Origin of the sequence: Microbacterium sp. AB, assembly GCF_032878875.1 — a bacterium.
Classification (GTDB): Bacteria; Actinomycetota; Actinomycetes; order Actinomycetales; family Microbacteriaceae; genus Microbacterium; species Microbacterium betulae.
Map to the genome: position 1 here is coordinate 3,135,567 of NZ_CP118157.1, position 22,369 is coordinate 3,157,935.

Here is a 22,369-nt window from a genome sequence, read left to right on the forward strand (position 1 = left end):
GACGGATGTGTCATACGATTTGTTCATGGAATGGGATCTGCGGGCGCTGCGGCATCTCGTCGCGGCAGCCGAGACGGGCACCTTCACGGATGCGGCTATCGAGCTGGGCGTCTCCCAGGCCGCCGTCTCCCGCACCATCGCGGGCCTGGAGGAGAGCGTCGGGGCACGCCTGATGCTGCGGACGCGTCGCGGCTGCGAGCCCACCGCGCTGGGGCGACGCGTGCTTCCGCAGGCTCGCCGCGTCCTCGCCGAGGCGGCACGCTTCGACGAGATGATCCGCAGCGAGGAGTCCACGCTGCGCCTCGGCTACGCCTGGGCGGCAGCCGGGCGCCACACGACGCCGCTCCTGCGCGGATGGGCGCGGGATCATCCTGCGGTCACGCTGCGGCTCGTCCGCCACAACACGGTCACGGCCGGGCTGGACGAGGGTCTCTGCGACGCGGCCATCGTCCGCACCCCGCTGGACGAGCGCCGCTTCGAGGCGGTCTCCGTCGGCCTGGAACGCCGGATGGTCGCATTCGCCGCCGACGACGCGGACTGGGCGCGGCGCCGGACCATCCGGATGGCGGAGATCGCCGCGCGACCCGTCCTCGTCGACACCCGCACGGGCACGACCGTCCCGGAGCTCTGGCCGGAGGGCGCCCGTCCGACCGTCCTGTCGCGGACGTCCGACGTGGAGGAATGGCTCGACGCGATCGCCGCGGGCGCCGGCATCGGAACGACGTCCGAGGCGACGGCGGCGCACAATCCCCGCCCCGGCGTGGCGTACCGCCCCGTCAGCGACGGGCCGGCCATCTCGGTGCGCCTCGCATGGCGGAGGGACGACCCGCCTCCGGGCCTCTCCGGCCTCGTCACCGCCCTCACCGCGCTCTACCGCGCCCCTGCTTGACGGCCCGCAGGGCGCGGATGAGCGGGCAGCCCTGATCGACCGACGCGGTTCGAATGACGAAAACGTCCCACTCGAGGGCGCAAACCGGGTCGAATTCGTCATTCGAAGCAGCAGGCGTCGGGCTGGACGGGGCGGATGGGACAGACCGAGCGAGGGACCCCTTGCACACATCATTACATCGATGTAATTATGTGTGCGTCTCCGTCGGACGGTCACGAAGGAGTGACGATGGCACCCCCTGTCTCCCTCACACGGCGTCAGCTGTTCGCGGGCGCCGCCCACCTCGCGGGGTGCGCACCCGCGGGCGGCTCCCCCTCCGCTCAGGAGCTGCAGTTCTGGCACCTGCTGAGCGGCGGCGACGGTGTGACGATGTCGGGCCTGCTCGACGCGGCCAACGCCGCGCAGTCGGCCTATCGCGCCCGCCCCACGGTGCTCGCGTGGCGTGAGCCGTACTACACGAAGCTCGCGATGGCCGGCGCCGGCGGACGCGCGCCCGACGTCGCGATCATGCACGCCACGCGCGTCAACGGATGGGCGCCCGGCGGCCTCCGATGCTCGAGGGCGTCTCGAGCGACACGACCCGGTCGATCGTCCAGTACATCTACGAGGCCGGAATCGTCGACTACCGCTTCGGCCACTCCGCCGCCGTCTCGTACGTGTTCTTCGCGCTCATCGTCGTCGTCGGGTTCACGCAGGCGGCCGTCACCCGACGCAGGAAGGACAGGCCATGACCACGGCCACCCGCACGATCGTCGCGCCCGGGAGCGCGATCCGCAGACCCCGACGACCCCACCGCGCACCCGGCGCGCGCCGTTCGGCGTGCTGAGCGTGCTCGCGTTCCTCGTGCTCGCGGCTCCCGCTGCCGGATGGCTGCTGCCGTTCCTCTGGGCGGTCGCGACGGCGTTCACGTCCGAGACGGACGCCGCCTCGACGACGACGTGGATCGGCCGGAGCGGCCCGACGGCCGAGGCGTTCACGGCCATCCTCTCGCAGGGCAACGTCTCCGTCTGGGCGCTCAACAGCCTCTGGACGTCGACGGCGATCACGGCCATCACGCTCGCCATCTCGGCGCTCGCGGCCTACGCCTTCTCGCGCCTCGACTTCAGCGGGCGCCGGTGGCTCTTCGTGCTCGTCGTCGCCTCGATCGTCGTGCCGCCGCAGGTGCTCATCATCCCGCTGTTCTCCGAGATGCTGGCGTTCGACCTGGTCGACACGCACGGGGGGCTCATCCTGCCGCAGGTCGTCGCGCCGACGATGGTGTTCGTGCTCAAGCGGTTCTTCGATCAGGTGCCCATCGAGCTGGAGGAGGCCGTACGGATGGACGGGGCGACCCGGCTGCGCGTGCTCTGGTCGATCGTGCTGCCGCTGTCGCGCCCCATCCTCGGGGCGGTGGCGATCTTCGTGTTCATCGGCGCGTGGAACAACTTCCTCTGGCCGTTCCTCGTCATAGGCGACACGCAGCTCATGACGCTCCCCATGGGCCTCCAGACCGTCATCAGCGCCGACGGCGTGCAGTACGCGCAGGTGATGGCGCAGGCCGTGCTCGCCGCGCTGCCGCTCATCGTCGTGTTCCTCGTCTTCCAGAAGCAGATCGTCAAGGGCGTCGCGACCACCGGCTTCGGCGGTCAGTGAGCGTCCGCCACCCACGAACAGGAGAACCATGACCCACGCCCGCATCGCCATCGACCGCGACTTCACGATCGCCGACGTGCCGCGGAGGCTCTTCGGCTCGTTCGTCGAGCACATGGGCCGTTGCGTCTACACCGGCATCTACGAGCCGGGGCACCCGCAGGCCGACGAGCGGGGATTCCGCACGGACGTCCTGGAGCTCGTGCGCGAGCTCGGCCCGACGGTCGTGCGCTATCCCGGCGGCAACTTCGTCTCGGGGTATCGCTGGGAGGACGGCGTCGGCCCGGTCGGCGAGCGGCCGCGGAGGCTCGACGGCGCCTGGCACACGATCGAGACGAACGCCTTCGGCCTGCACGAGTTCGTCGACTGGGCGGGTGAGGCGGGCGTCGAGGTCATGGAGGCCGTGAACCTCGGCACGCGCGGCGTCGAGGAGGCGCGCGCGCTCGTGGAGTACGCGAACCATCCGGGCGGCACGGCCTGGTCGGACCTGCGCCGCCGCAACGGCGCCGCAGACCCGTTCGGCATCACGCTGTGGTGCCTCGGCAACGAGCTCGACGGCCCGTGGCAGATCGGGCACAAGACGGCGCACGAGTACGGGCGCCTTGCGCAGGAGACGGCCAAGGCCATGCGCCTGGTCGACCCGTCGATCGAGCTCGTCGCCGTGGGGTCGTCGAACCGGCAGATGCCGACCTTCGGCACGTGGGAGCACACCGTCCTCACGCACGCCTACGACGAGGTCGACTACATCTCGATGCACGCCTACTACCAGGAGCACGACGGGGATGCGGCGTCGTTCCTCGCCGAGGCCGTCGACATGGACGCCTTCATCGACGGCGTCGTCGCGACCATCGACGCGGTGAAGGCCGCGGGCAAGCACCGGAAGCAGGTCGACATCTCGTTCGACGAGTGGAACGTCTGGTACCAGCGCGGGCTCGACACGGACGACCAGCCGCACATCGTCTCGGCCTCGAAGCAATGGCGCGAGCATCCGCGTCTCATCGAGGACGCCTACAACGTCACGGACGCCGTGGTCGTGGGGACGTTCCTGCACAGCCTGCTCCGTCACGGCGACCGCGTGCGGATCGCGAACCAGGCGCAGCTCGTCAACGTCATCGCGCCCATCCGCTCCGAGGAGGGCGGGCCGGCGTGGCGCCAGTCGATCTTCTGGCCCTTCGCGCGCATCGCGAAGCTCGCACAGGGCCGGATCCTCCGCCTCGCGGTCGAGTCGTCGCAGGTGCCGACGGCGCGGTTCGGCGACGTCGACGCGGTGGATGCGGCCGCGACGTGGGACGAGGAGGCGGGCACGATCTCGCTCTTCCTCGCGAACCGCTCGCTCGCGGAGGCAGGAGACGTCGCCGTGGACCTGCGCGGGCTCGCGGCCACGGGCGTCCGGTCGGCGGAGGTCCTCACGGTGCCGGGCGACGGCGACCGCCTGTCGGCAAACGTCGAGACCGATCAGGAGCGCGTCGGCCTCGTGCCGTTGCGCGACGTGGGCCTCGACGACGGCACGCTCCGCGCGACGCTGCCGCCGCTGTCGTGGGCGGCCGTCGTGCTCGACGTCCGCCGCGCCTGAGCGGCGCGGCCGACGCCGTGCCCGACGCACGCCCCGCCCGCGCCACACCGTCCCGGCGCGCGTACCCTGGAAGGCATGACGACTCCTGCGAGCAACGAGATCACGATGTTCGGCGCCGAGTGGTGCCGCGACTGCCGCCGCACCAAGGCGCAGCTCGACGGGCTGGGCGTCGCCTACACGTACGTCGACCTCGAGGCGGAACCCGCCGCGGCCGACGTCGCGAAGGACATCTCGGGCCGGACGAACATCCCCGTCGTCGTCTACCCCGACGCGTCGTTCCACGTCGAGCCGTCGAACGCCGACGTCGAGTCGAAGCTGAAAGACCTCAGCCTCATCTGAGTCAGGCGTCGTGAAGGTGCTTCTGCCCGTGATCGAGCACCTTCACGACCACGCCGCGGCGTGAGAGCTCGGCGATCGTGCGCACCTCCTCGGCGGCGTCGCGCCCGAGCGCGTGCACGCTCGCGACGACGAGCACGTCGCCGGTCTTCAGCCGCGAGAAGAGACGCTGCAGACGCTGCTCCCACGACTCGAGGATGTCGGGAGCGGGATGGCGGAACCCCTCGATCGGCACGCCGAACCGGGTGAGGTCGTCGCGCTGCTGGATGATCGAGGGCATGTCGTCGCGCTGCACGACGAGCCCGACGAGCCGCGAGCCCGCCGGCCGTGCCTGCCACCAGCCCCGGTCCCGCTGGAGCTCGACGAAGCACGTCGGGCACTCCGCTGCCTGATGCGTCTCCGTACCGGTCGTCTCTGCGTGCGTCATGTGGTCGGCCTCCACCTCCATTCTGCCGTGTCGGAGCGGAGGATTCCCCCCTTTCGCCACACGCGATTCAGCCGTCCACGCACCCGACGACCGCCTCGGAGCTCCATCCGTCGTCGCGACGCAGGATCACCTCGACGCAGGTCTCCCCCTCGACGGCCGGAACGGTCACCGTGGGCTCCGCCGTGCGGTCGAAACCGGGCTCGGAGCCGACGCTCGCGACCGCCCACAGGTAGCTGTCGCCGTCGAGCGGCTCGGGGTTCGTCCAGGTGAAGACGGCCTCGTCCCCCTGCCGCCAGCCCGCGAGATCCTCCACCCCGGGCACGGCGGGGACGGCCGTCCGCGCGCTGACGGTGCTCGCGTCCAGCGCCCGCGCCGAGCTGCGGTCGACGAGCGCGGGCAGGAGGGATCCGACGACCCCGAGCACGACGGCCGCGACGACGCCTCCTGCGACGGCCCGCGACCGGCGGCCGCGCACCCCGCCGCGCCCCCGCCAGACCCTCTCGGCGACGCGGGGCGCCGGCGCGCGGCGCGCCGGACGAGCAGGCTCGGCATCCGTGCCCGCGGGCGCGGCGCCCGCGACGACGCGCACGCGGGTGAGCCCCGCCTCCTCGTCCTCCGCGGGCTCGACCGACGACACATCCTCCACGATGTCGATGGGGGTCACCGCGTGCGCGAGCTCGATCTGGACCTTCTGCAGCGCACGGGCGAACGCGAGCGCGCTCCTGTGGCGATCGGCGGGGTCCTTCGCCGTCGCCGTGGCGAGCACGGCCTGCAGCGACGGCGGCACGTCCGGCCGGTCGATCCGGGGCAGCTCCATCCGCTCGATCCGCTCGATGAGCTCTCCGGTCGTGTTCCCGCCGCCGGCGAGCTCGAACGGCGAACGCCCCGCGAGGAGCGTGTACAGGGTCGCCCCGAGCTGATACACGTCGGAGCGCGGGCCGCTGCGCGCGACGTCGCCGAACGACTCCGGCGGCGACCACGGGATCGACACGCACGTCGTCTCCGGCGAGCCCAGCGATGTGGCCGCGATGCCGAAGTCGGTCAGGGCGGGACGCCGGTACTCCGTGACGAGGATGTTCGCGGGCTTGATGTCGCGGTGCAGCACGCCCGCCCGGTGCGCCGTCTCGACGGCCGATGCGATGGGGATCCCCACGCGCAGCGCCTCGGCGACGGAGAACGGCTCGCGGCGGCAGCGCGCCTGCAGGTTCGACCCGGGGCAGTACTCCATCACGAGGTAGGGCCGCCCGTCGTCGGAGACGCCCGCCTGCAGGATCGTGACGATCGCCGGATGGGTCGACAGCATCGCCATGACGTTGGCCTCCGCCGTGAACCGCGCCGTCGAGGCCCCTTCGCGATCGGCCGGCAGCACCTTGATCGCGACCTGCCTGCGCGGCAGCTCCTGCTCGTAGCGGTAGACGTCGGCGAAGCCGCCGGACCCGAGCAGGTCGACGTGGCGGAACCCGGGGATGCGCGGCGGCGGGGCCGCGGGACGACTCGGGCTCACGGCAGGTCCTCGAACGCGATCGTCACGCCGTCGCCCAGGTCGACGACGTCGCCCGAGACGACGAGCGTGTGCTCCCCGGGGTACAGCTGCACGGGCGCCGCGCCGCCGCGCAGGAGGGTCGTGCCGTTCGTCGAGTGCAGGTCGACCACGACGACCCCGTCGGCGTCGGGGCGGACCTCGACGTGGCTGCGGGAGATGTCCGACGACGGGCTCTCGACCGTCACGAGGCGCGGCGCCTCGTCCGTCGCGCGCACGCCGCGAGGGCGACGGCCCACCACGACCGGCCGGTCGAGCTCGACGACGTCTCCCCCGGAGAGCCGGATGCGCCCGAAGACGGCACGCGTCCCGAACGGGACGAGCCGCCCGGGTCGCGGCGCGGCGACCGGGGCGCCCGCCCGTCCGACGACGCCGCGCGCGGGGGCGGAGGGCGTGACGACGCCGTCGCCGGAGGCCTCGTCGAAGGGGACGAGGGTGTCGCCGACGAGGGGATCCGGCTGCTCGCCGTGCGCCGTCATCGCCGGTCTCCGGATCGTATGGGACGGACGCGCACCCGCGACGGGATCCTCATTCGCGATCCGCCTCCCGATGCCTGCCTCCCCGCGCGGCTGCGTGGACTCCTCGGCGCGCGGTCGTGGATCTCCAGGGTACCCGTGCACCCCCGGGCGACGGGATCCCCGATCCTCTCGACGGTCGCCTCAGGGTCTCGACCCCGTCGCGATCACGGGGCGAGGCCCGCCGCGGCGGGCTTGAACCCCGCTCGCACGTTCTCGCAGCAGCCGGGGCGGCACACGTCGTACCAGGGTCCGAGGCCCACAGCGCTCGCGCGCTCCTCCGGCGGGGTCGCCGCCATCCGCTCCTCCACGAGGTCGACGATGCCGGAGACGAACGCGGGGTCGATCCCGGGGGTCGGCGTCCGCACGGCGCTCAAGCCCGCCTCGGACGCCGCCTCGAGCGCCTCGTTGTCGAGGTCCCACATGACCTCCATGTGGTCGCTCACGAAGCCGACCGGCACGATCGCGACGGCCCGGACGCCCTCAGCCGGCAGCTCGGCGATGCGATCGCAGATGTCGGGCTCGAGCCACGGCTGCGACGCGGGGCCCGAGCGCGACTGGAACACGAGCTCCCACGCGACCTCGGCGGCACGGGGCTCGTCCGCCCGCACCCTGTCCATGACGGCGGACGCCACGGCCCGGTGCTGGGCGCCGTAGGCCCCCTCGTCGCCGAAGTCGACGTCCCTCGGCCCGGAACGGCGCGCGTCCTCGGTGGGGATGCTGTGCGTCGTGAAGAGGACACGGATGCCCTCGACGGACGTCCCCTCGTCGAAGAAGCCGCGAAGGGCCTGGACGACGCCGTCGACGAACGCGTCGACGAAGCCGGGGTGGTCGAAGAACTGCCGGATCTTGTCGATCGTCACGACGTCGCCGAGCGCCGTCTCGTCGAGCACGCGCGCGAAGTCCTCGCGATACTGGCGGCAGCTGGAGAACGAGCTGTAGGCGCTCGTCGCGAAGGCGAGGAGACGCGCATGGCCGTTCCGCGCCGCGTCCGTCACGGCGTCGGACAGGTACGGCGCCCAGTTGCGGTTGCCCCAGTACACGGGGAGATCGATGCCGCGACGGGCGATCTCGGCCTCGAGCGCCGCCTTCAGCGCACGGTTCTGCGCGTTGATGGGGCTCACCCCGCCGAAGTGGCGGTAGTGGTGCGCGACCTCCTCGAGCCGCTCGTCGGGGATCCCGCGGCCGCGCGTCACGTTCCGCAGGAACGGGATGACGTCGTCCTGCCCCTCCGGTCCGCCGAACCCGGCGAGGAGGAGGGCGTCGTAGCGCTGCGCCTCGCGGGCGAACGGGGCCCCGTCGCGGGAGGCGGGCGAGGCGAAGGGCACGGCGGGTGCGGTCGAGGCGGTCATGAGGTCTGCTCCTGTGTCTCTGGAGGGTGGATGGCGGATCACGCGGTCCCGGCCGCGAAGACGATGAGGATCATCGTGACGACGAAGCCCGAGACGTAGTTGATCCAGAGGAAGCGGCGCCAGCCGCGGTTCGCGCGCGCCGACTCCGCGTCGGACACGCGCGCATACGGCAGCGCCGCGGCGAGGTACGGCAGCGCGAGAAGCGCCGCCCATGCCCCGGGGAGCCCCGTGGCGAGCATGAGGAGTCCCGCCGCGATCCAGGCGGCGAGCGCGAGGCGCACCGTCCGCGCCGCGCCCAGCACGGTCGCGATCGACGCGATGCCCGCCTCCCGGTCGGGCACGACGTCCTGGACCGCGCCGAAGGCGTGGCTCGCCGCGCCCCAGAGGAAGAAGGCGGCGAGCACCGCGATCGCGCCGGCATCCGGGACGCCGCCGGCGAGCACGATGCCGTAGACGGCGGGGCTCACGAAGTGCGTGCTCGACGTGAGCGAGTCGAGCACCGGCACCTCCTTGAACCGGAAGGGCGGGGCGGAGTACGCGACGACCGCGAACAGGCTCGCGGCGAGCACGGCCCAGGACGCCGGCCTCCCGAGGAGGACGAGGACGACGACGAAGGGCAGGCACGCGGCCGCGGCCGCGATGAGCACGGCGCGATGGCTGCGGGGGTCGAGGAGCGCGCCCTCCACGCCGCCCTTCCGCGGGTTGGCGAGATCGGAGGCGTAGTCGAAGACGTCGTTGACGCCGTACATCGCGAGGTTGTACGGGACGAGGAAGAACAGCGCGCCGACGAGGAGGGCGGCGTCGACCTCGCGCGCGACGAGCAGATAGGCCGCCGCGAACGGATAGGCCGTGTTGACCCAGCTGAGCGGGCGCGAGGCCGCGAGCAGGTCAGCGATCACGGCGCCTCCCGAGGAACGACCACAGCGCCGGCAGCAGGACGACGACGGCGAGCGGGTAGGCGAAGTCCTCCACGGGCGCCAGCCCGATCCGCAGACCCGAGACGTGCTCGTCCGCGTAGGCGAAGAGCCCCGCCGCGATCATGAGGTTGTCGAACGCCGCCGTGAGGAGGACGAGGGCTCCCGCGGCGAGCGCGAGCGGGACGGGGGCCGGGCGGCGCGCGCCGCCGGGACGCGACGCCGACAGCGCGAGCGCCGCGACGACGGCGAGCCCCAGGAAGAGCGCGCACAGCAGCGCGTAGGTCATGCGCCCCCGTCCTTCCGCCGGTCGAGGAGCCGGCTCGCGCCGCAGACGAGGACCATCGCGAGCTCGCACAGGAAGAGCAGGAACACCGGCTCCTCGAGCGGGAGCTCCGGCGCGAGCAGGACGCCGGTCATCAGCTCCGTCTCGGCACGGAAGAAGATGCCGAGGCCGATGCCGGCGAGATCCCACGCGAGGAGGAACGCGAGTCCCACGGCGAGCACGACGGCGGCGTCCTTGGGCGCGTGCCACAGGAAGAGACGGTACCGGCGGTCGACGAGCAGCACGCAGCCGAGCGACACGACGAGCGCGGCGAGGTAGACGACGCTCACAGCGGCTCCGCGAGGGGCCCGGCCGACACGTCGCCGCGCAGTCGCTTGACGACGAGCTCGGCGCTGATGAGACACATCGGCAGGCCGATCCCGGGGACGGTCGTCGCTCCCGCGTACAGCAGCCCCCTCACACGCGAGGAGGCGTTGGAGCCGCGCAGGAAGGCGCTCTGCCTCAGCGTGTGCGCAGGCCCCAGCGCGCCGCCGCGCCACGCGCCGTAGTCCCGCTCGAAGTCGGCCGGCCCGATGCTGCGGCGCACGACGACGCGCTCGCGGAGATCGGGGATCCCCGCCCACCCCGCGATCTGGTGGATCGCGGCGTCCACCGTGCTCTCCACGGCCGGATCCCCCGCACCGTCGACGCCTCCGGCCCCGATGCCGGGATCCGCCGGGACGGGCACCAGCACGAAGAGGTTCTCGTGACCCTCGGGGGCGACGTCGTCGGTCGCGCTCGGCCGGCAGACGTACAGGGAGGCGGGATCGGGGATGCGCTTGTCGGCGCCGTAGATCGCGTCGAAGCCGCGCTCCCAGTCGCGCGCGAAGAAGAGCGTGTGGTGCGCGAGCTCGGGCAGCTCGCCGCGCACGCCGAGCAGAGCGAGCACGGCGCCGGGCCCCGGGTCGCGCCTGTCCCACCACGTCGCGCCGTGACTGCGGTGCGCCGACGCGAGCAGGCGGTTCTCCGTGACGTCCAGGTCTGCGCTCGACACGACGACGTCCGCCTCGACGTGCTCCGTGCCGCCGCCGGGGATCTCCACGTCCACGCCCGTCGCCGCTCCGTCCGCCACGGTGATCCGACGAACGCGGCGCCCCGTCCGCAGCCGGGCGCCGCGGCGCTCCGCGAGCGCGGCGATCGCGTCGATCACGGCGCCGAATCCCCCGCGCGGGTAGAGGACGCCCTGACCCACGTCGAGGTGGCTCATGAGGTGGTACATGCTGGGCGCCGCGGCGGGCGACGTTCCGAGGAACACGGCCGGGTAGCCGAGGATCTGCTGCAGGCGGGGGTCGTCGGAGTGCCTGCGGATGAAGCGGTCGAGCGGCTCGCCCAGCAGTCGTGCGAGCCGGGGCAGCCGGCGCAGGGTGTCGGCGCCGAGCAGAGGGCGGAACGACGCGAAGGTGCTGTAGAGGAACCTGTCGGTCGCGAGGCCGTACGTCTCCTCGGCCGAGGCGAGATACGCGTCGAGCCGCGGAGCGGACGCGGGGTCGAGCGTGACGAGCGCGTCCCGGGCGTTCTCGTCGGGGAGGTCGAACGGCGCCTCGCCGCCCTCGAAGTACACGCGGTAGGCCGGGTCGAGGCGCACGAGGTCCAGCTGCTCCGCCGCCGACGTCCCGAGCAGCCGGAAGAAGTGGTCGAAGACCTCGGGCATCAGGTACCACGACGGGCCCGTGTCGAAGACGAAACCGTCCTTCCGCCAGCGTCCCGCACGTCCTCCGAGCTCGTCGCGCGCCTCGAAGAGCGTGACGTCGGCGCCGTCGCCCGCCAGGAGCGCGGCGGTCGCGAGCCCCGAGATGCCCCCGCCGACCACGACGACGCGCCGCCCGCCGGTCATGCGCGCCCCGCCGCCGGCCGCCCCGCCACGGCGGCCGCGAGCACCCGGAGCTTGACCGCACGCGGAACCGAGACGCGGCGCCTCGTCAGCTCCGCCGCCGGCGTCACGCGCAGTTCCTCGTTCAGCCGCCCGAACAGGCCCGCGGCGGCCGCGGTCGCCCGCCGCGAGGCGGGTGGCAGCCTCGTGAGGGCCGAACGCGCGACGGCGAGATCGTCGTCGACCTCCGCGACGATCCCGAGCTTGTCGTCCTCCGAGAACGCCAGCGGATCGATGCCGGGGAAGTACGAGCGGCCGAGACGCCGGTGGTCGTCCGCGAGGTCGCGGAGGAAGTTGACCTTCTGGAACGCCGCGCCCAGCCGGCGGGCGCCCTCCTCCAAGCCGTCGTCGATCGCCATGCCCCGGCCCTCCTGCGCGAAGGCGCGGAGGCACATCGACCCGACGACCTCCGCCGACCCGTGGACGTAGGCGCGGTACGCGGCCTCGTCGAGCGCGACGAAGCCGTCGGCGTCCATCCGCATGGACGAGAAGAACGGCCGCAGGAGGTCCGCCGCGATGCCCGTCTGCCTCGACGTCGCCGCGAACGCGTGGACGACGAGGTTCGCGCTGAAGCCGCGTGCCATCGCGGCCAGCGTCTCGGCCTCCAGCGCGTCGAGGAGGGAGCGCCTCTCGGCGCCGGCGACGCCGGCCTCCGCGGCCGGCCCGTCGACGATCTCGTCCGCGACGCGGACGAGGGCGTAGACGTCGGCGATGTGCCCGCGCACACGGCGGGGCAGGAGGCGGCTGGCGAGCCCGAAGGATGTCGAGTAGGCGCGGATGACGCGAGCCGACGCGAGCCTCGCCGTGCGCGTGTAGAGATCGAGACCGGAGGTCATCCGTCGCGCTCCGCGATGCGATGGGCGAGCGCGACGAGCTCTCGTCGGAGGGGAGCGGGAAGCGACGCGTCCTCGATGTCGCGGCAGGCCTGCCCGCGGTGCTCGTCGATGAGACGCTCGATCTCCTCGGCCGCTCCGCACGCGAGGAGCGCGTCACGCAGCCGGGCGGCGTCGTCGGCCTCGAGCGAGCGGCGCCCGAAGAGGTGCCGTACGCGCCTCCAGGCCGGCTGCTCCTCCGCGAAGGCGATGAGAAGCGTCCGCTTGCCCTCGCGCAGGTCGCCGAGGACGCTCTTCCCGGTGCGCTCCTCCGCGCCGAAGACGCCCAGGACGTCGTCGCGCAGCTGGTAGAGGAAGCCGAGCTGCGTCCCGACGCGGTGCAGGGCCCCGTCGACGTCCGGCCCCGCCTCCGCGATCGCCGCGGCTGCGCGCAACGGCGCGGCGAAGGAGTAGCTCGCCGTCTTCTGCTCCATCATGCGCACGATGTCGGCCGCGGATGCGGGGATCGCGCCGAGCCCGAAGCCCACGTCGGCGTGCTCGCCGGCCGCCGTGACGAAGAGGCTGTCGTCGACGATCTCGTGGACCGCGCGGCGCGCCGGCGTCTCCAGTCGCGCGACGAGCGCGTGGACGGCGCTGATGAGGACGTCGCCGGCGAGAAGGCCCGAGGCCTCGCCCCATGCGCTCGCCGCAGCGCCTCCCAGCCCGTCGTCGAGCGCATCGGCGGCGAACCCTCCCGCGAGGTTCGGCCGGCCGCGCCGGACGAGGTCGCCGTCGAGCACGTCGTCGTGGAGGAGCAGAGCCGTGTGCAGCAGCTCGAAGGCCGCCGCCGCCGTCAGCGCCGAGACGCGATCTCCGCCGCCGAGCGCGTCGTGTGCGGCGAGCAGAAGCCTCGGACGGAGCCGCTTCCCGCCGAGGGATGCCTCCGCGGCCCGCCGCCAGAGCGCCGCGTACGACGGGGCGAGCCGGTCCGCACGCGCGATCCGCTCGGCGAAGAACGCGTCGATCACGTCGTCGACGGCCCCGGGCGCCGTCGTCTCGTTCATCGTCATGTCGCCGCCGCCCGCCATGCCGCCGCCGAGATGCCGCCGTCCTCGGCCCGGGAGAGCTCCCGCGCCTGCAGCACGAGCCAGGGGCTGAACGCCCACGGCGCGGCCGTCAGCGCCGCCGCGAGCTCCGCGGGCTCCAGCCACCGCGCGTCCATCGCCTCGTCCGGATCGAGCACCGGCTCGCGCTCGGCGACCGCGACGTAGACGGGGCAGATCTCGTTCTCGACGACTCCCGAGGCGTCGACCTCGCGATAGCGGAAGTCGGGGAGGACGAGCCGCAGATCGCGAAGGGAGAGGCCGAGCTCCTGGACGGCGCGGCGCCGCACGGCGTCGGGGACGGGCTCGAACGGCTGGGGATGGCCGCAGAAGGCGTTCGTCCAGGTTCCCGGCCACGCGCGCTTCGAGAGCGCACGACGGGTGAGGAGGACGCGGCCCCGGTCATCGAGCACATGACAGGAGAACGCGAGGTGGAGCGGCGTCGCCGCGTGGTGCACATCCGCCTTGGGAGCGGCGCCCGTCGGCGCGCCCCGCTCGTCGAGGAGCACGACGCGCTCCGCAGTCCGGTCCATCTCTTCCCCCCGAATAGTTAACTAAACTAGCTACCAACATAGTTGATTTCCAGTGAGAGAGTATGCTCACGCTGTGGGACAGGAGAAACCGGTGCTTGCGGAGGAGCAGTTCTCGATGCTCGACCCTCGGATCCTCGACCCCGACGGGGACCTCGTCCGGCGCGCCCACCTGTCCGACGACGAGCTCGCGCAGGTGGTGCAGGTGCTGGAGTCGATGCGCCGCTGGCGCGAGACGGAGCGCACCATGAGCGAGGCGTCGCGGCGGTACATGAAGCTCGGCGACACGGACATGCGCGCCCTGCGATACCTCATCGCGGCGCGAAGCCATGGCGCGATCGTCACCCCCAGCTCGATCGCGGCGCACCTCGGCATCTCGACGGCCTCCACGACGAAGCTGCTCGACCGTCTCGCGGCGGGTCGCCACATCCGCCGGCTCCCGCACCCGACGGATCGGCGCAGCCTCGCGATCGAGGTCACGGAGGAGACGCGCGTCTCGGCTCGCGCGAGCGTGGGCCGGACCCACGCCCGCCGATTCGACGTCGCCGCAGGTCTGAGCGCCGTGGAGCGCGAGACCGTCATCCGGTTCTTCGAGACCCTCGTCGCCACGGCTCCCCGGCCGCTCGATGAGGAGCCGTCGGCCCTCTGACCGGCACCGGGTCGTCGACATCCGCGTGGCCGGCTCCCGTCAGTACTGCTGCACGCCGTGGCGGTCGGGCTCCGGGCCGCGAAGGAAGGAGCGTCCCGACACCGTCGTCGGCTCGATCCTCACGTAGGTGCGCTTCATCGTCGGGATCCACGGCCGCAGCGGCAAGGCGTCCGCCGCCTCGATCTCGGCGGAGCTCGAGAGCGCCCGCGCACGGCCGCGGACGACCACGCTCCACGCGTCGACACCGGTGTGGTCGTCGACCTCGAACAGCACCTCGTCGTCGACGGTGAGCTCGACGAGCTTGCTGCCCTCCGCCGTCCGGAACACGATCTCGTCCCCGTCGAGGACGTAGTTCACGGGGAAGACGTCGACGGTGTCCCGCACACGCGTCACGATCCGGCCGAGCTCCTGCCCGCCCAGCCGGCGGAAGCACTCCCGGTCGCTCAGATCGACCACCTGATCGTCCACCTCTCCCATCCTCCCATCCTGTCGGAATGCCCGCCCCGCCGACAGGGGGCGACGATCCGGGTCAGCGACGCGGCCGAGGCTCCCTCTTCGGAGCCCGGCCGCTGGCCGCGAGGGCCGCGTGGTATGCAGCCGCCTCGTCCTGCCGCTCCTGCTCGTCGCCGGAGGCCACGGGCGCGCGCACGTGCTCGGGCGCGAAGCCGAAGGCGTCGACGAGGTCCTGCGCATGCGGACGCAGCCGCACGCAGAGGCGATCGATGTAGCGTGAGACGGCGGCGGCTCGCTGCGTGGAGAGACGCCCGTTCAGCAGGTACCACGCGAGGTGCTCCTCGACGAGGCCGAGGCCGAACAGGTCGCGCAGCCACGTGAGCACCCGCCTCGTGCCGGCGTCGTCCACGCGCGCGAGCGCATCCGTGAACGCCTCCCACTGCAGCAGCTCGCCGTGGGCGCGCGCGGCCTCGAGCAGCTCGACCTGGTTCTCGTTGAAGAGCCCGTCGGCCTCCTCGGGCGAGAGCTTCGCCGCGGGCCGCAGACGTGCGGCGACGTCGGCGACCATCCGCTGCACGCGATCGGTCAGCAGCTGGTGCTGGTCGTCGGCGCGCAGACCGTGCTCGACCGAGCGCGCCGTGGAGCCGAGGTCGGCGACCGTCTGCCCGAGACGGCGCAGGCCCGCTCCGTGGAAGAGCTTGCCCGCCGTCTCGCCCACGGCGAAGGCCGCGAGCGCACGGGCGTCCTTGCCCTTGAACTGCGCGGCGTAGTCGCCGAGGAGGCGCTTGCCGACCAGCTGCAGGAGGACGTTGTTGTCGCCCTCGAAGGTGACGTACACGTCGAGATCCTGGTGCAGCGTGACGAGACGGTTCTCTGCGAGGTAGCCCGCCCCGCCGCACGCCTCCCGGCTCTCCTGGACGGTCCGGAGCGCGTGCCAGGTGGACAGCGGCTTCAGGGCCGCGGCGAGCGTCTCGAGATCCTGCCGGCTCTCGTCGGTGTCGGCGGTGCCGCCGAAGACGCCGTCGAACTTCACGAGCAGCTCGTCGTGGGCGAATGCCTGCGCGTACGTCGTGGCCAGCAGGGGCAGCAGGCGGCGCCTGTGCTTGCCGTAGTCGAGCAGGACGGTCTCGCCGGCGCCGGCTCCTCCGAACTGCCGGCGCTGATTGCCGTAGGTGACGGCGATCTTCAGCGCGAGGCCGGATGCCCAGGTGGCCGCGCCGTCGAGCGAGACACGGCCCTGCACGAGGGCCCCCAGCATCGTGAAGAAGCGGCGGCCGGGGCTCGCGATCGGGCTCGTGTAGGCGCCGTCGGGGGCGATGTCGCCGTAGCGGTTGAGGAGGTTCTCGCGCGGGACCCGCACATGGTCGAAGTGCAGACGGCCGTTGTCGACGCCGTTGAGGCCGCCCTTGATGCCGTCGTCCTCTCCGCCCACCCCCGGCAGGAACAGGCCGTTCTCGTCTCGGACCGGCACGAAGAAGCAGTGCACGCCGTAGTTCACGCCGTTCGAGACGAGCTGCGCGAACACCGTCGCGGCCGTCGCGTGCACGGCTGCGTTGCCGAGGTAGTCCTTCCAGGCGCCGCGGAACGGCGTGTGGATGACGAACTCCTCCGTCTCGGCGTCGTACGTCGCCGTCGTGCCGATCGCCTGGACGTCCGACCCGTGACCGGTCTCCGTCATCGCGAACGCGCCGGGGATCCTCATGTCCATGATGTCGCGCAGCCACCGGTCGTGATGCGTCTTCGTGCCCAGCTGCAGCACGGCGCTGCCGAACAGCCCCCACTGGACGCCCGACTTGATCTGCAGGCTCGGATCGGCGAGCACGAGCTCCTCGAAGCCGGCCAGGTTGCCGCCGCTGGTGCCCTTGCCGCCGTATTCCACCGGGTACCCACGCCCTCCCGCACCGGCCTCGGCGAGCAGGCGGGTCTGATCGAGCACGCGCTCGCGGTGCGCATGGTGGCTCAGGCCGTCGATGCGCCAGAACGCGGGATCCTTGATCATGTCCCGCGCCTCGAGGCGCACGTCGCCCCAGGTGCCGAGCAGCAGCCGGGTGACGGCGGGGATGTCGATGCGGATGTCCTCTGCGACGGCGGATGCGTCCGAGACGGACGGGACGGGGCGAACGACGGTGTCGGCCATGAGCACACCTCTCCTGCGGGGTGGTGAAGGTCCTGCGGTATGACGCTCCACGTTAGGTCGCCGACAACGCCGAGCGTCAGAGTTTGTCGGCCGCTCACAGCACGGCCGGGCTCCGGGGCGTCTCCTCCTTGTCCCTCGCCGACAGTTCGTCCTCCGCGTGGCCGACCGGCTTCTCCTCCGCGGCAGGCGCGGGCGCCCGCTCCCCGGCGGACGCGGGCGCCGCGCGGGGAGCCGGCCCGGGCCCGGCGCGACGGGCGGACGCGAGGGCGTCCGCGACCGCGTCGGCGACGGCGCGCCACGTGCGGTCCCGCACGAAGATGAAGTCGATGCCGATCATCGCGAGGGAGAACCACGGCAGGCCCATGAGCACGGCGATGCCGATGTGGAAGGACATGATCCCCATGAGCGCGACGATCCGCGTCGGCCGCGTGAGGAGCATGAAGGGGAAGGCGAGCTGGATGATGATCGACCCCCAGGACAGCAGGGTGACGGCCGGCCCCCATGCCGTGACGAGCTCGCTCAGGACGGGCCAGGTCCCGAAGCGCTCCGTCATGAGGGGGTTGTAGACGGCATAGCCCTCCGACCACGGTGCTCCCCCGGCCTTGTACAGCGCTCCGGAGACGTAGACGAACGACACCTGGGCGGTGAGGGCCACGAGCGCGAGGTTGTGGAGGAGGCTGCCGATCTCGCGCGGGAGAAGGGTGCGGTCGCCGCCGAGCCGGCGACGACGTGCGTCGAGAGACCATCGTGCCGCGGGATCGGCGAAGAGCATGAGCAGCAGCGCGATGCGGTACATGTTGTCGCCCTGGTCGCCGACGGCGTCGTTCATCTCGATGAAGCTGATCCACAGCACGAGATAGACCGGCAGGACGACCTTGAAGCGCCATCCGATCGTGAACGCCACCGCGAGCGCGAGGAGAAGCAGGTACAGGACGGTGAAGGCGGTGTCGTCGAGACGGACGCTGTCGAACAGGCTGAAGAGCCAGATCCGGGTGAACGCGCTGACGGGCTCCGCGGCCTCGCCGTTCCAGGCCGAGCCCGAGCCGAACGTGTAGAGACGGCTGGAGAAGTTGGACAGGAGGAGACCGACGCCCGTGAGCCCGAAGAGGATGCGCGTGACGGCGAGACCGTAGAGCGACTTCTTCGAGTCCAGGAGCCACGCCTCCCCGGCGAGGTTCGCCCTCCGCAGGAAGCCGAGGAACGTGCGGGCCACGCGGGCGACGAGCGTCGCGACGGCGCGGGGGACGGCGGCGAGCGAGCCCGCGCGGCGCGCGACGGCGCTCTGCTCGCCGCTCACCGCGACATCCGCTCGTAGGCGCTGCGGAACACCGCGGCGAAGCTCTCCTGCGACTGCCCGTCCTCGACGACCGGCGCACGCCACCCCGTCGGGGAGTACTGGACGCCGGGTCGTTCGGCGTCGGGGTCATGGCGATCGGCGAACGGGACCACGTTCTGGCGCGTCGCCTGGAACTGCACGCGCTCCACGTCGTCGCCCCAGATGGCGTAGGCGACCTGGGTCGCGTACGCGGTGGCGCGATGCTCCTGCTCGACGTACCCCTGCACGGCGGCCTCGCCGCCGTAGGAGGCCATCGCCTCGGTCATCCGGCCCTCGCCGTCGTCCTTGAAGTAGTTCAGCTCGGCGACGGCCTGCTGGTCGGCGTCGAGCTCGTCCCACGCGCCCTTGAACTGGCTCGAGACGTCCACGGCCTGGATGCCGCCGCGCGGGGGGAAGAGGTTGTACCGGATCATCGAGATCTCGACGTCGCTGGCGCTGACCCACTCGGTCTCCTCACCGTCGACGAGCGCCCGGACGTCGAACCGGTAGTCGCCGTTGATCGGCTCCGGGGCGAAGACGCTCCACGACTGCCCGAACATCGGCAGCATGTAGCCGGAGAGCAGCTTCTGCGGCACCACCTCGCGCAACGGCGACGTGGGCGCGATCCAGAGGAACGACGCGAAGACGTGCCATGCCGTGACGGCGACGGCCACGTACATGACGACGCGGGTGAGCACCCGACGACGCGTGACGGGAATCTCGGACACGGCACCTCTCCTCAGCCGACCGGCGAATCCGCTGTGCCCCGGTGAGCTGGTCACCGGGGCACAGCGGTTCATTCGTGGATCATCGGGTGCTCCGGACGGGATGTGCGCCCGGAGCACCCGGGATCAGTATCCCTCTCAGGCGCTGGCTCCGCGACGGCGGGAGATCACCCACACCCCCGCTCCGCCGAGCACCATGAGAGCCGCCAGTCCCGCGATCGGGAGACCGGGGTCCCCGCCGGTCGGAGCGAGGTCGGACTGGCGCTCGAGGACGCGGAAGTATACCGCGTCGGCCGTTCCGGAGGTCTCGCCCACGAGCTCGACGTGGTGCTGGCCGATCTCCTCCTCCTGGGCGACGGTCCACACGAACGTGACCTCGCCGTTCGCGTCCGCGACCTCGACGCCGGCGCTCGTCGGCGTCGAGTACACGGTCGCCTCGACCTCCTCGCCGGGCTCGAACCCGTAGCCGTAGGCGAGCTGCTCCTCACCGCGGAACCGCGTCTCGTGCTCGATCTCGGCCCGGATGCCGGCGCCGTCCGCGTCGGAGTCCGAATCCGCGGAGGCACTGCTGTCCGCGTCGGCAGAAGCCGAGGCCGAGCTGTCGCTGTCGCTCGACGCCGAGGCGTCCGCGTCCGCCGCCGACGAGTCGTCCGCGTCCGCCGAAGCCGACGCATCCGAGTCCACCGAAGCCGAGCTGTCCGCATCCGCCGACGACGAGTCGTCCGCGTCCGCCGAGGCCGACGCATCCGAGTCCGTCGAGGCCGAGCTGTCGCTGTCGCTCGACGCCGAGGCGTCCGTGTCGGTCGACGACGAGTCGTCCGCATCCGCGGAGGCCGACGCATCCGCCGCCGACGAGTCGTCCGCGTCCGCCGAGGCGTCCGCAGCCGCCCCCGAGGAGGCGTCGGAGGACGAGTCGGCGTTCGCCGCCGCAGCCGAGGCCGCCGACGCGTTGCCCTCGGCCGCAGCCGACGCATCCGCGTTGGACGCCGAGTCCGCGTTGGCATCCGACGCCGCCTGAGCCGCCGCCTGAGCCGAGGCGTTCGCCTCGCTCGAGACATCCGCCGACGCGTCGCTCGACGCATCCGCGTTCGCCGCGACCTGCGCAGCAGCCGTCGCATCCGCGTCCGCGGCGGCCGAGGCCGTCGTGTTCGCGTCCGCGTCCGCCGCAGCCTGCGCAGCCGCCTGAGCCGCCGCATTGCTGTCGTCGTCCGCGTTCGCCGACGCCGCCGCCGACGACGACGCGTTCACGTTGCCGTTGTCGTCGCCGTCGATCACGGTGAGCTCGGCCTCGGCCGGCGTCTGCGAGACCTCGCCCTCCGCGACCACGTCGAGCGTGCCCGGGTCGGTGCCCTCCGGAACCGTGTAGTCCGTGGAGAAGTCGCCGTTCTCATCCGTCTCCGCGGTGATGGTCTCGTCGCCGATCGTGATCGTCACGGTCTCGTTCGGCGCGAAGCCCGATCCCTCGATCGTCGTCGTGCCGCCGGCCTCGACCTCGCTCGGGGTGAGCGTGATCGCGGTGTCGTAGACGACGGCCGCGGAGCGGACGGTCGACGACCCGAGATCGAGGTTGACCGCGCCCAGCGTCGGCAAGAACTCCAGGCTCAGGGCGTTCACCGTGAAGGACTCCGCGCCGAGGTAGCCCTCCTCCGCGGGATCCCGCTCGGTCGGCTGTTCGTTGATCGTGATCGCGACGACGAGGTTGAGCGCGTCGAACACGGGATCGAGCACGGTGATGACCGGTTCGAGGACGTCCCCGATGGCCTCGGAGAGCCCGTCCCCGATGGTCGCGAAGAGCGTCTGCACCACGGGCTCGAGGGTGTCGAGGACGAGCGGCACGACCGTGTCCGTCAACGCGCTCAGCACGGTGGAGATCAGCGGATTCACGATCGTGTCGATCAGGGCGCCGATGCCGGGGACGTCCGACAGCCCGTCGAGGACGCTCAGGTCCGCGTCGATGACCGGATCGGTGGTGTCCGTGCCCGCCAGCTGGCCCAGCGTGGTGTCGATCGTGACCGCTCCGCTCGCCACGGGGATCGTTCCGATGAGGATCCCGAGGTCCGCCGAGACGTCGACATCGAGGCTAATGAGCACGCCGGTGAGGTCGAGCACCTCGGTGACGGCCTCCGTGACCTTGCCGGTCACGGACCCGAGCGCATCGGACACCGCCGTCGTGACCGCCGAGACGGCCTCGCTGGAGAGCACCTCCGTGTTGGGATCCTGGCCGTTGAGCCCGCCGTCGACGAGGTTCTCGAGCTGAACGGTCACGAGACCGCTCTCCAGATCGATCACGACGATGCTGTCGTCCGCCGTCTCGCCGTCGAAGAGCGGCTCGGTGATGATCGTCGCGACGGCCGTGTCCAACGCGCTGTCGAAGTCGTTGACCTGCAGGGTGGGCCCCTCGACGGTCACGAGGCCGAGCGCTCCGAGCGTGCTGTTGATCGTCGTCTCGAGTCCGCCGAGCGCCGTGTCGAGGACGCCGCCCTCACCGACCGCCGTGTCGACGGTCGTCCCCACGAGGCTCACCGCGTCGGTGATCGAGGTCTGCAACGTCGCCACGAGCGGACTGGAGAGATACAGGTCCGCCCCGGCGACGACGTACTCCGACGAAGCGGGCAGGACGCCCTCCTCGGACGTCGCCGTCGACGCCACTGCTCCGATCTCGAGAGCGAGGTTGTCGACGATCTCGTCCGTCAGACCGGCGACACCCACCTGATCCAGGACGTCCGTCAGGTTCACGGTCGCCGGGCCGAACTCGCCGGTGTTGTCGGCATCGATCGCGAGCGCGCCGTCAGCGCCGATAGCACCCGCGCTCGCGGTGGAGGTCGTCCCCGTCTCCGACGATGCGTACGAGCTGAGCGCGCCGACCTCTCCGAGATCGAGGAGGCCGGGTGTGGCTCCGCTGGTGATGAGCGGGAGCGCAAGACCGCCGCCGAGGTCGACGGTCAGGCCGCCGAGGAGCTCGAGGTTGATCGGCGTCGCGTTCGGACCCGGGTCACTCGGATTGCCGCTCGCCGAGCTGGCGGCCGCGAGAAGATCGGCTCCCAGCACGTCCGACGCGATCACCTGTCCGAGCGCCTCCGAGTCGTCGCTCTCGAGCGCGTTCGCAGCGGTCACCCCGACTCCTGCACCCGCGGCGACGAGTCCCGCCGCCGCAAGGCTCGCGATGGGCGCGAGCCTTCGATTCTTGGACCGGCGCGCCCCCGGCGCGCGAGCCGCTTCTGTCTTGCTCATGTGACCCCCGTGATCGATGAGTGGTGGAACAGCGGCCTGCACGG

At 72.1% G+C, this 22,369-nt stretch carries 22 protein-coding genes; 6 read left to right on the plus strand and 16 right to left on the minus strand.

Annotated elements, in window-relative coordinates; translation table 11 throughout:
• The first annotated feature begins 25 nt into the window (after positions 1-25).
• From N8K70_RS14845 to N8K70_RS14865, 5 genes are all read left to right on the plus strand, one after another.
• A complete protein-coding gene (locus tag N8K70_RS14845) occupies positions 26-889 on the plus strand; it encodes a LysR family transcriptional regulator (RefSeq protein WP_317139125.1) in 864 nt (287 codons plus the stop codon).
• Positions 890-1,419: 530 nt separating this feature from the next.
• Positions 1,420-1,620, plus strand: coding sequence for a hypothetical protein (locus N8K70_RS14850; RefSeq protein WP_317139126.1), 201 nt, complete (start codon positions 1,420-1,422; stop codon positions 1,618-1,620).
• An 88-nt stretch (positions 1,621-1,708) separates the two neighbouring features.
• Entirely contained in the window at positions 1,709-2,521 is an 813-nt protein-coding gene (locus tag N8K70_RS14855) for a carbohydrate ABC transporter permease (RefSeq protein ID WP_317139127.1), read from the plus strand.
• 28 nt (positions 2,522-2,549) lie between these two features.
• Positions 2,550-4,091: an arabinosylfuranosidase ArfA gene (gene arfA, locus N8K70_RS14860; RefSeq protein WP_317139128.1), complete on the plus strand. Its 1,542-nt coding sequence runs from the start codon at positions 2,550-2,552 to the stop codon at positions 4,089-4,091.
• Between the two features lie 75 nt (positions 4,092-4,166).
• Entirely contained in the window at positions 4,167-4,430 is a 264-nt protein-coding gene (locus tag N8K70_RS14865; protein ID WP_317139129.1) for a glutaredoxin domain-containing protein, read from the plus strand.
• Between the two features lies 1 nt (position 4,431).
• Here the strand turns inward: N8K70_RS14865 and N8K70_RS14870 are convergent, their stop codons facing one another.
• The 11 genes from N8K70_RS14870 to idi all read right to left on the minus strand — a co-directional run bounded on the left by N8K70_RS14870 (position 4,432) and on the right by idi (position 13,818).
• Positions 4,432-4,854, minus strand: a complete 423-nt coding sequence (locus N8K70_RS14870) for a recombinase family protein (RefSeq protein WP_317139130.1) — start codon at positions 4,852-4,854, stop codon at positions 4,432-4,434.
• Between the two features lie 67 nt (positions 4,855-4,921).
• Positions 4,922-6,358 carry a serine/threonine-protein kinase gene (locus N8K70_RS14875; RefSeq protein WP_317139131.1) on the minus strand — a complete coding sequence of 479 codons (1,437 nt, stop codon included), beginning with the start codon at positions 6,356-6,358 and terminating at the stop codon, positions 4,922-4,924.
• Positions 6,355-6,873 (minus strand): FHA domain-containing protein, encoded by a 519-nt coding sequence (locus N8K70_RS14880; protein ID WP_317139132.1) that lies wholly within the window; start codon positions 6,871-6,873, stop codon positions 6,355-6,357. The genes N8K70_RS14875 and N8K70_RS14880 overlap by 4 nt, the downstream gene beginning before the upstream one ends.
• Positions 6,874-7,076: 203 nt before the next feature.
• Positions 7,077-8,261, minus strand: a complete 1,185-nt coding sequence (locus tag N8K70_RS14885) for a ferrochelatase (RefSeq protein WP_317139133.1) — start codon at positions 8,259-8,261, stop codon at positions 7,077-7,079.
• Positions 8,262-8,299: 38 nt separating this feature from the next.
• Positions 8,300-9,160 (minus strand): prenyltransferase, encoded by an 861-nt coding sequence (locus tag N8K70_RS14890; protein ID WP_317139134.1) that lies wholly within the window; start codon positions 9,158-9,160, stop codon positions 8,300-8,302.
• The gene (locus tag N8K70_RS14895) at positions 9,150-9,464 is read right to left on the minus strand and encodes a lycopene cyclase domain-containing protein (RefSeq protein ID WP_317139135.1); all 315 of its coding nucleotides are present in this window, start codon (positions 9,462-9,464) and stop codon (positions 9,150-9,152) included. Before N8K70_RS14895 ends, N8K70_RS14890 begins: the two co-directional genes overlap by 11 nt.
• Complete coding sequence (locus N8K70_RS14900) at positions 9,461-9,790, minus strand: lycopene cyclase domain-containing protein (RefSeq protein ID WP_317139136.1); 330 nt, start codon at positions 9,788-9,790, stop codon at positions 9,461-9,463. The genes N8K70_RS14895 and N8K70_RS14900 overlap by 4 nt, the downstream gene beginning before the upstream one ends.
• On the minus strand, positions 9,787-11,334 hold the full coding sequence (gene crtI / locus N8K70_RS14905; protein WP_317139137.1) for a phytoene desaturase family protein: 1,548 nt from the start codon (positions 11,332-11,334) through the stop codon (positions 9,787-9,789). The genes N8K70_RS14900 and crtI overlap by 4 nt, the downstream gene beginning before the upstream one ends.
• On the minus strand, positions 11,331-12,206 hold the full coding sequence (locus N8K70_RS14910; RefSeq protein WP_317139138.1) for a phytoene/squalene synthase family protein: 876 nt from the start codon (positions 12,204-12,206) through the stop codon (positions 11,331-11,333). Before N8K70_RS14910 ends, crtI begins: the two co-directional genes overlap by 4 nt.
• Positions 12,203-13,252, minus strand: coding sequence for a polyprenyl synthetase family protein (locus N8K70_RS14915; protein ID WP_317139139.1), 1,050 nt, complete (start codon positions 13,250-13,252; stop codon positions 12,203-12,205). Before N8K70_RS14915 ends, N8K70_RS14910 begins: the two co-directional genes overlap by 4 nt.
• Positions 13,249-13,818 (minus strand): isopentenyl-diphosphate Delta-isomerase, encoded by a 570-nt coding sequence (idi, locus tag N8K70_RS14920; RefSeq protein WP_317139140.1) that lies wholly within the window; start codon positions 13,816-13,818, stop codon positions 13,249-13,251. Before idi ends, N8K70_RS14915 begins: the two co-directional genes overlap by 4 nt.
• A gap of 73 nt (positions 13,819-13,891) precedes the next feature.
• On the opposite strand from idi, the gene N8K70_RS14925 reads away from it, so the two are divergent.
• On the plus strand, positions 13,892-14,464 hold the full coding sequence (locus tag N8K70_RS14925) for a MarR family winged helix-turn-helix transcriptional regulator (RefSeq protein ID WP_317139141.1): 573 nt from the start codon (positions 13,892-13,894) through the stop codon (positions 14,462-14,464).
• 39 nt (positions 14,465-14,503) lie between these two features.
• On the opposite strand, the gene N8K70_RS14930 is transcribed toward N8K70_RS14925, so the two are convergent.
• From N8K70_RS14930 to N8K70_RS14950, 5 genes are all read right to left on the minus strand, one after another.
• Positions 14,504-14,941 carry a pyridoxamine 5'-phosphate oxidase family protein gene (locus N8K70_RS14930; RefSeq protein WP_317139142.1) on the minus strand — a complete coding sequence of 146 codons (438 nt, stop codon included), beginning with the start codon at positions 14,939-14,941 and terminating at the stop codon, positions 14,504-14,506.
• A gap of 52 nt (positions 14,942-14,993) precedes the next feature.
• The gene (locus N8K70_RS14935) at positions 14,994-17,054 is read right to left on the minus strand and encodes an acyl-CoA dehydrogenase family protein (RefSeq protein ID WP_317139143.1); all 2,061 of its coding nucleotides are present in this window, start codon (positions 17,052-17,054) and stop codon (positions 14,994-14,996) included.
• A gap of 94 nt (positions 17,055-17,148) precedes the next feature.
• Positions 17,149-18,351 carry an HTTM domain-containing protein gene (locus N8K70_RS14940; protein WP_394357784.1) on the minus strand — a complete coding sequence of 401 codons (1,203 nt, stop codon included), beginning with the start codon at positions 18,349-18,351 and terminating at the stop codon, positions 17,149-17,151.
• Positions 18,348-19,097 (minus strand): DUF5819 family protein, encoded by a 750-nt coding sequence (locus N8K70_RS14945; protein WP_317139144.1) that lies wholly within the window; start codon positions 19,095-19,097, stop codon positions 18,348-18,350. Before N8K70_RS14945 ends, N8K70_RS14940 begins: the two co-directional genes overlap by 4 nt.
• 135 nt (positions 19,098-19,232) lie before the next feature.
• The gene (locus tag N8K70_RS14950; RefSeq protein WP_317139145.1) at positions 19,233-22,208 is read right to left on the minus strand and encodes a choice-of-anchor G family protein; all 2,976 of its coding nucleotides are present in this window, start codon (positions 22,206-22,208) and stop codon (positions 19,233-19,235) included.
• Between the last annotated feature and the right edge of the window lie 161 nt (positions 22,209-22,369).

Excerpts from the sequence above, each read along its gene's own strand:
- N8K70_RS14870 (WP_317139130.1), bottom strand. The coding sequence starts at position 4,854 with ATGACGCACGCAGAGACGACCGGTACGGAGACGCATCAGGCAGCGGAG.
- N8K70_RS14915 (WP_317139139.1), bottom strand. The coding sequence starts at position 13,252 with ATGACGATGAACGAGACGACGGCGCCCGGGGCCGTCGACGACGTGATC.
- crtI (WP_317139137.1), bottom strand. The coding sequence starts at position 11,334 with ATGACCGGCGGGCGGCGCGTCGTCGTGGTCGGCGGGGGCATCTCGGGG.
- N8K70_RS14930 (WP_317139142.1), bottom strand. The coding sequence starts at position 14,941 with ATGGGAGAGGTGGACGATCAGGTGGTCGATCTGAGCGACCGGGAGTGC.
- N8K70_RS14935 (WP_317139143.1), bottom strand. The coding sequence starts at position 17,054 with ATGGCCGACACCGTCGTTCGCCCCGTCCCGTCCGTCTCGGACGCATCC.
- N8K70_RS14850 (WP_317139126.1), top strand. The coding sequence starts at position 1,420 with ATGGGCGCCCGGCGGCCTCCGATGCTCGAGGGCGTCTCGAGCGACACG.
- N8K70_RS14880 (WP_317139132.1), bottom strand. The coding sequence starts at position 6,873 with ATGACGGCGCACGGCGAGCAGCCGGATCCCCTCGTCGGCGACACCCTC.
- N8K70_RS14895 (WP_317139135.1), bottom strand. The coding sequence starts at position 9,464 with ATGACCTACGCGCTGCTGTGCGCGCTCTTCCTGGGGCTCGCCGTCGTC.
- N8K70_RS14865 (WP_317139129.1), top strand. The coding sequence starts at position 4,167 with ATGACGACTCCTGCGAGCAACGAGATCACGATGTTCGGCGCCGAGTGG.
- idi (WP_317139140.1), bottom strand. The coding sequence starts at position 13,818 with ATGGACCGGACTGCGGAGCGCGTCGTGCTCCTCGACGAGCGGGGCGCG.
- N8K70_RS14845 (WP_317139125.1), top strand. The coding sequence starts at position 26 with ATGGAATGGGATCTGCGGGCGCTGCGGCATCTCGTCGCGGCAGCCGAG.
- N8K70_RS14885 (WP_317139133.1), bottom strand. The coding sequence starts at position 8,261 with ATGACCGCCTCGACCGCACCCGCCGTGCCCTTCGCCTCGCCCGCCTCC.
- N8K70_RS14910 (WP_317139138.1), bottom strand. The coding sequence starts at position 12,206 with ATGACCTCCGGTCTCGATCTCTACACGCGCACGGCGAGGCTCGCGTCG.
- arfA (WP_317139128.1), top strand. The coding sequence starts at position 2,550 with ATGACCCACGCCCGCATCGCCATCGACCGCGACTTCACGATCGCCGAC.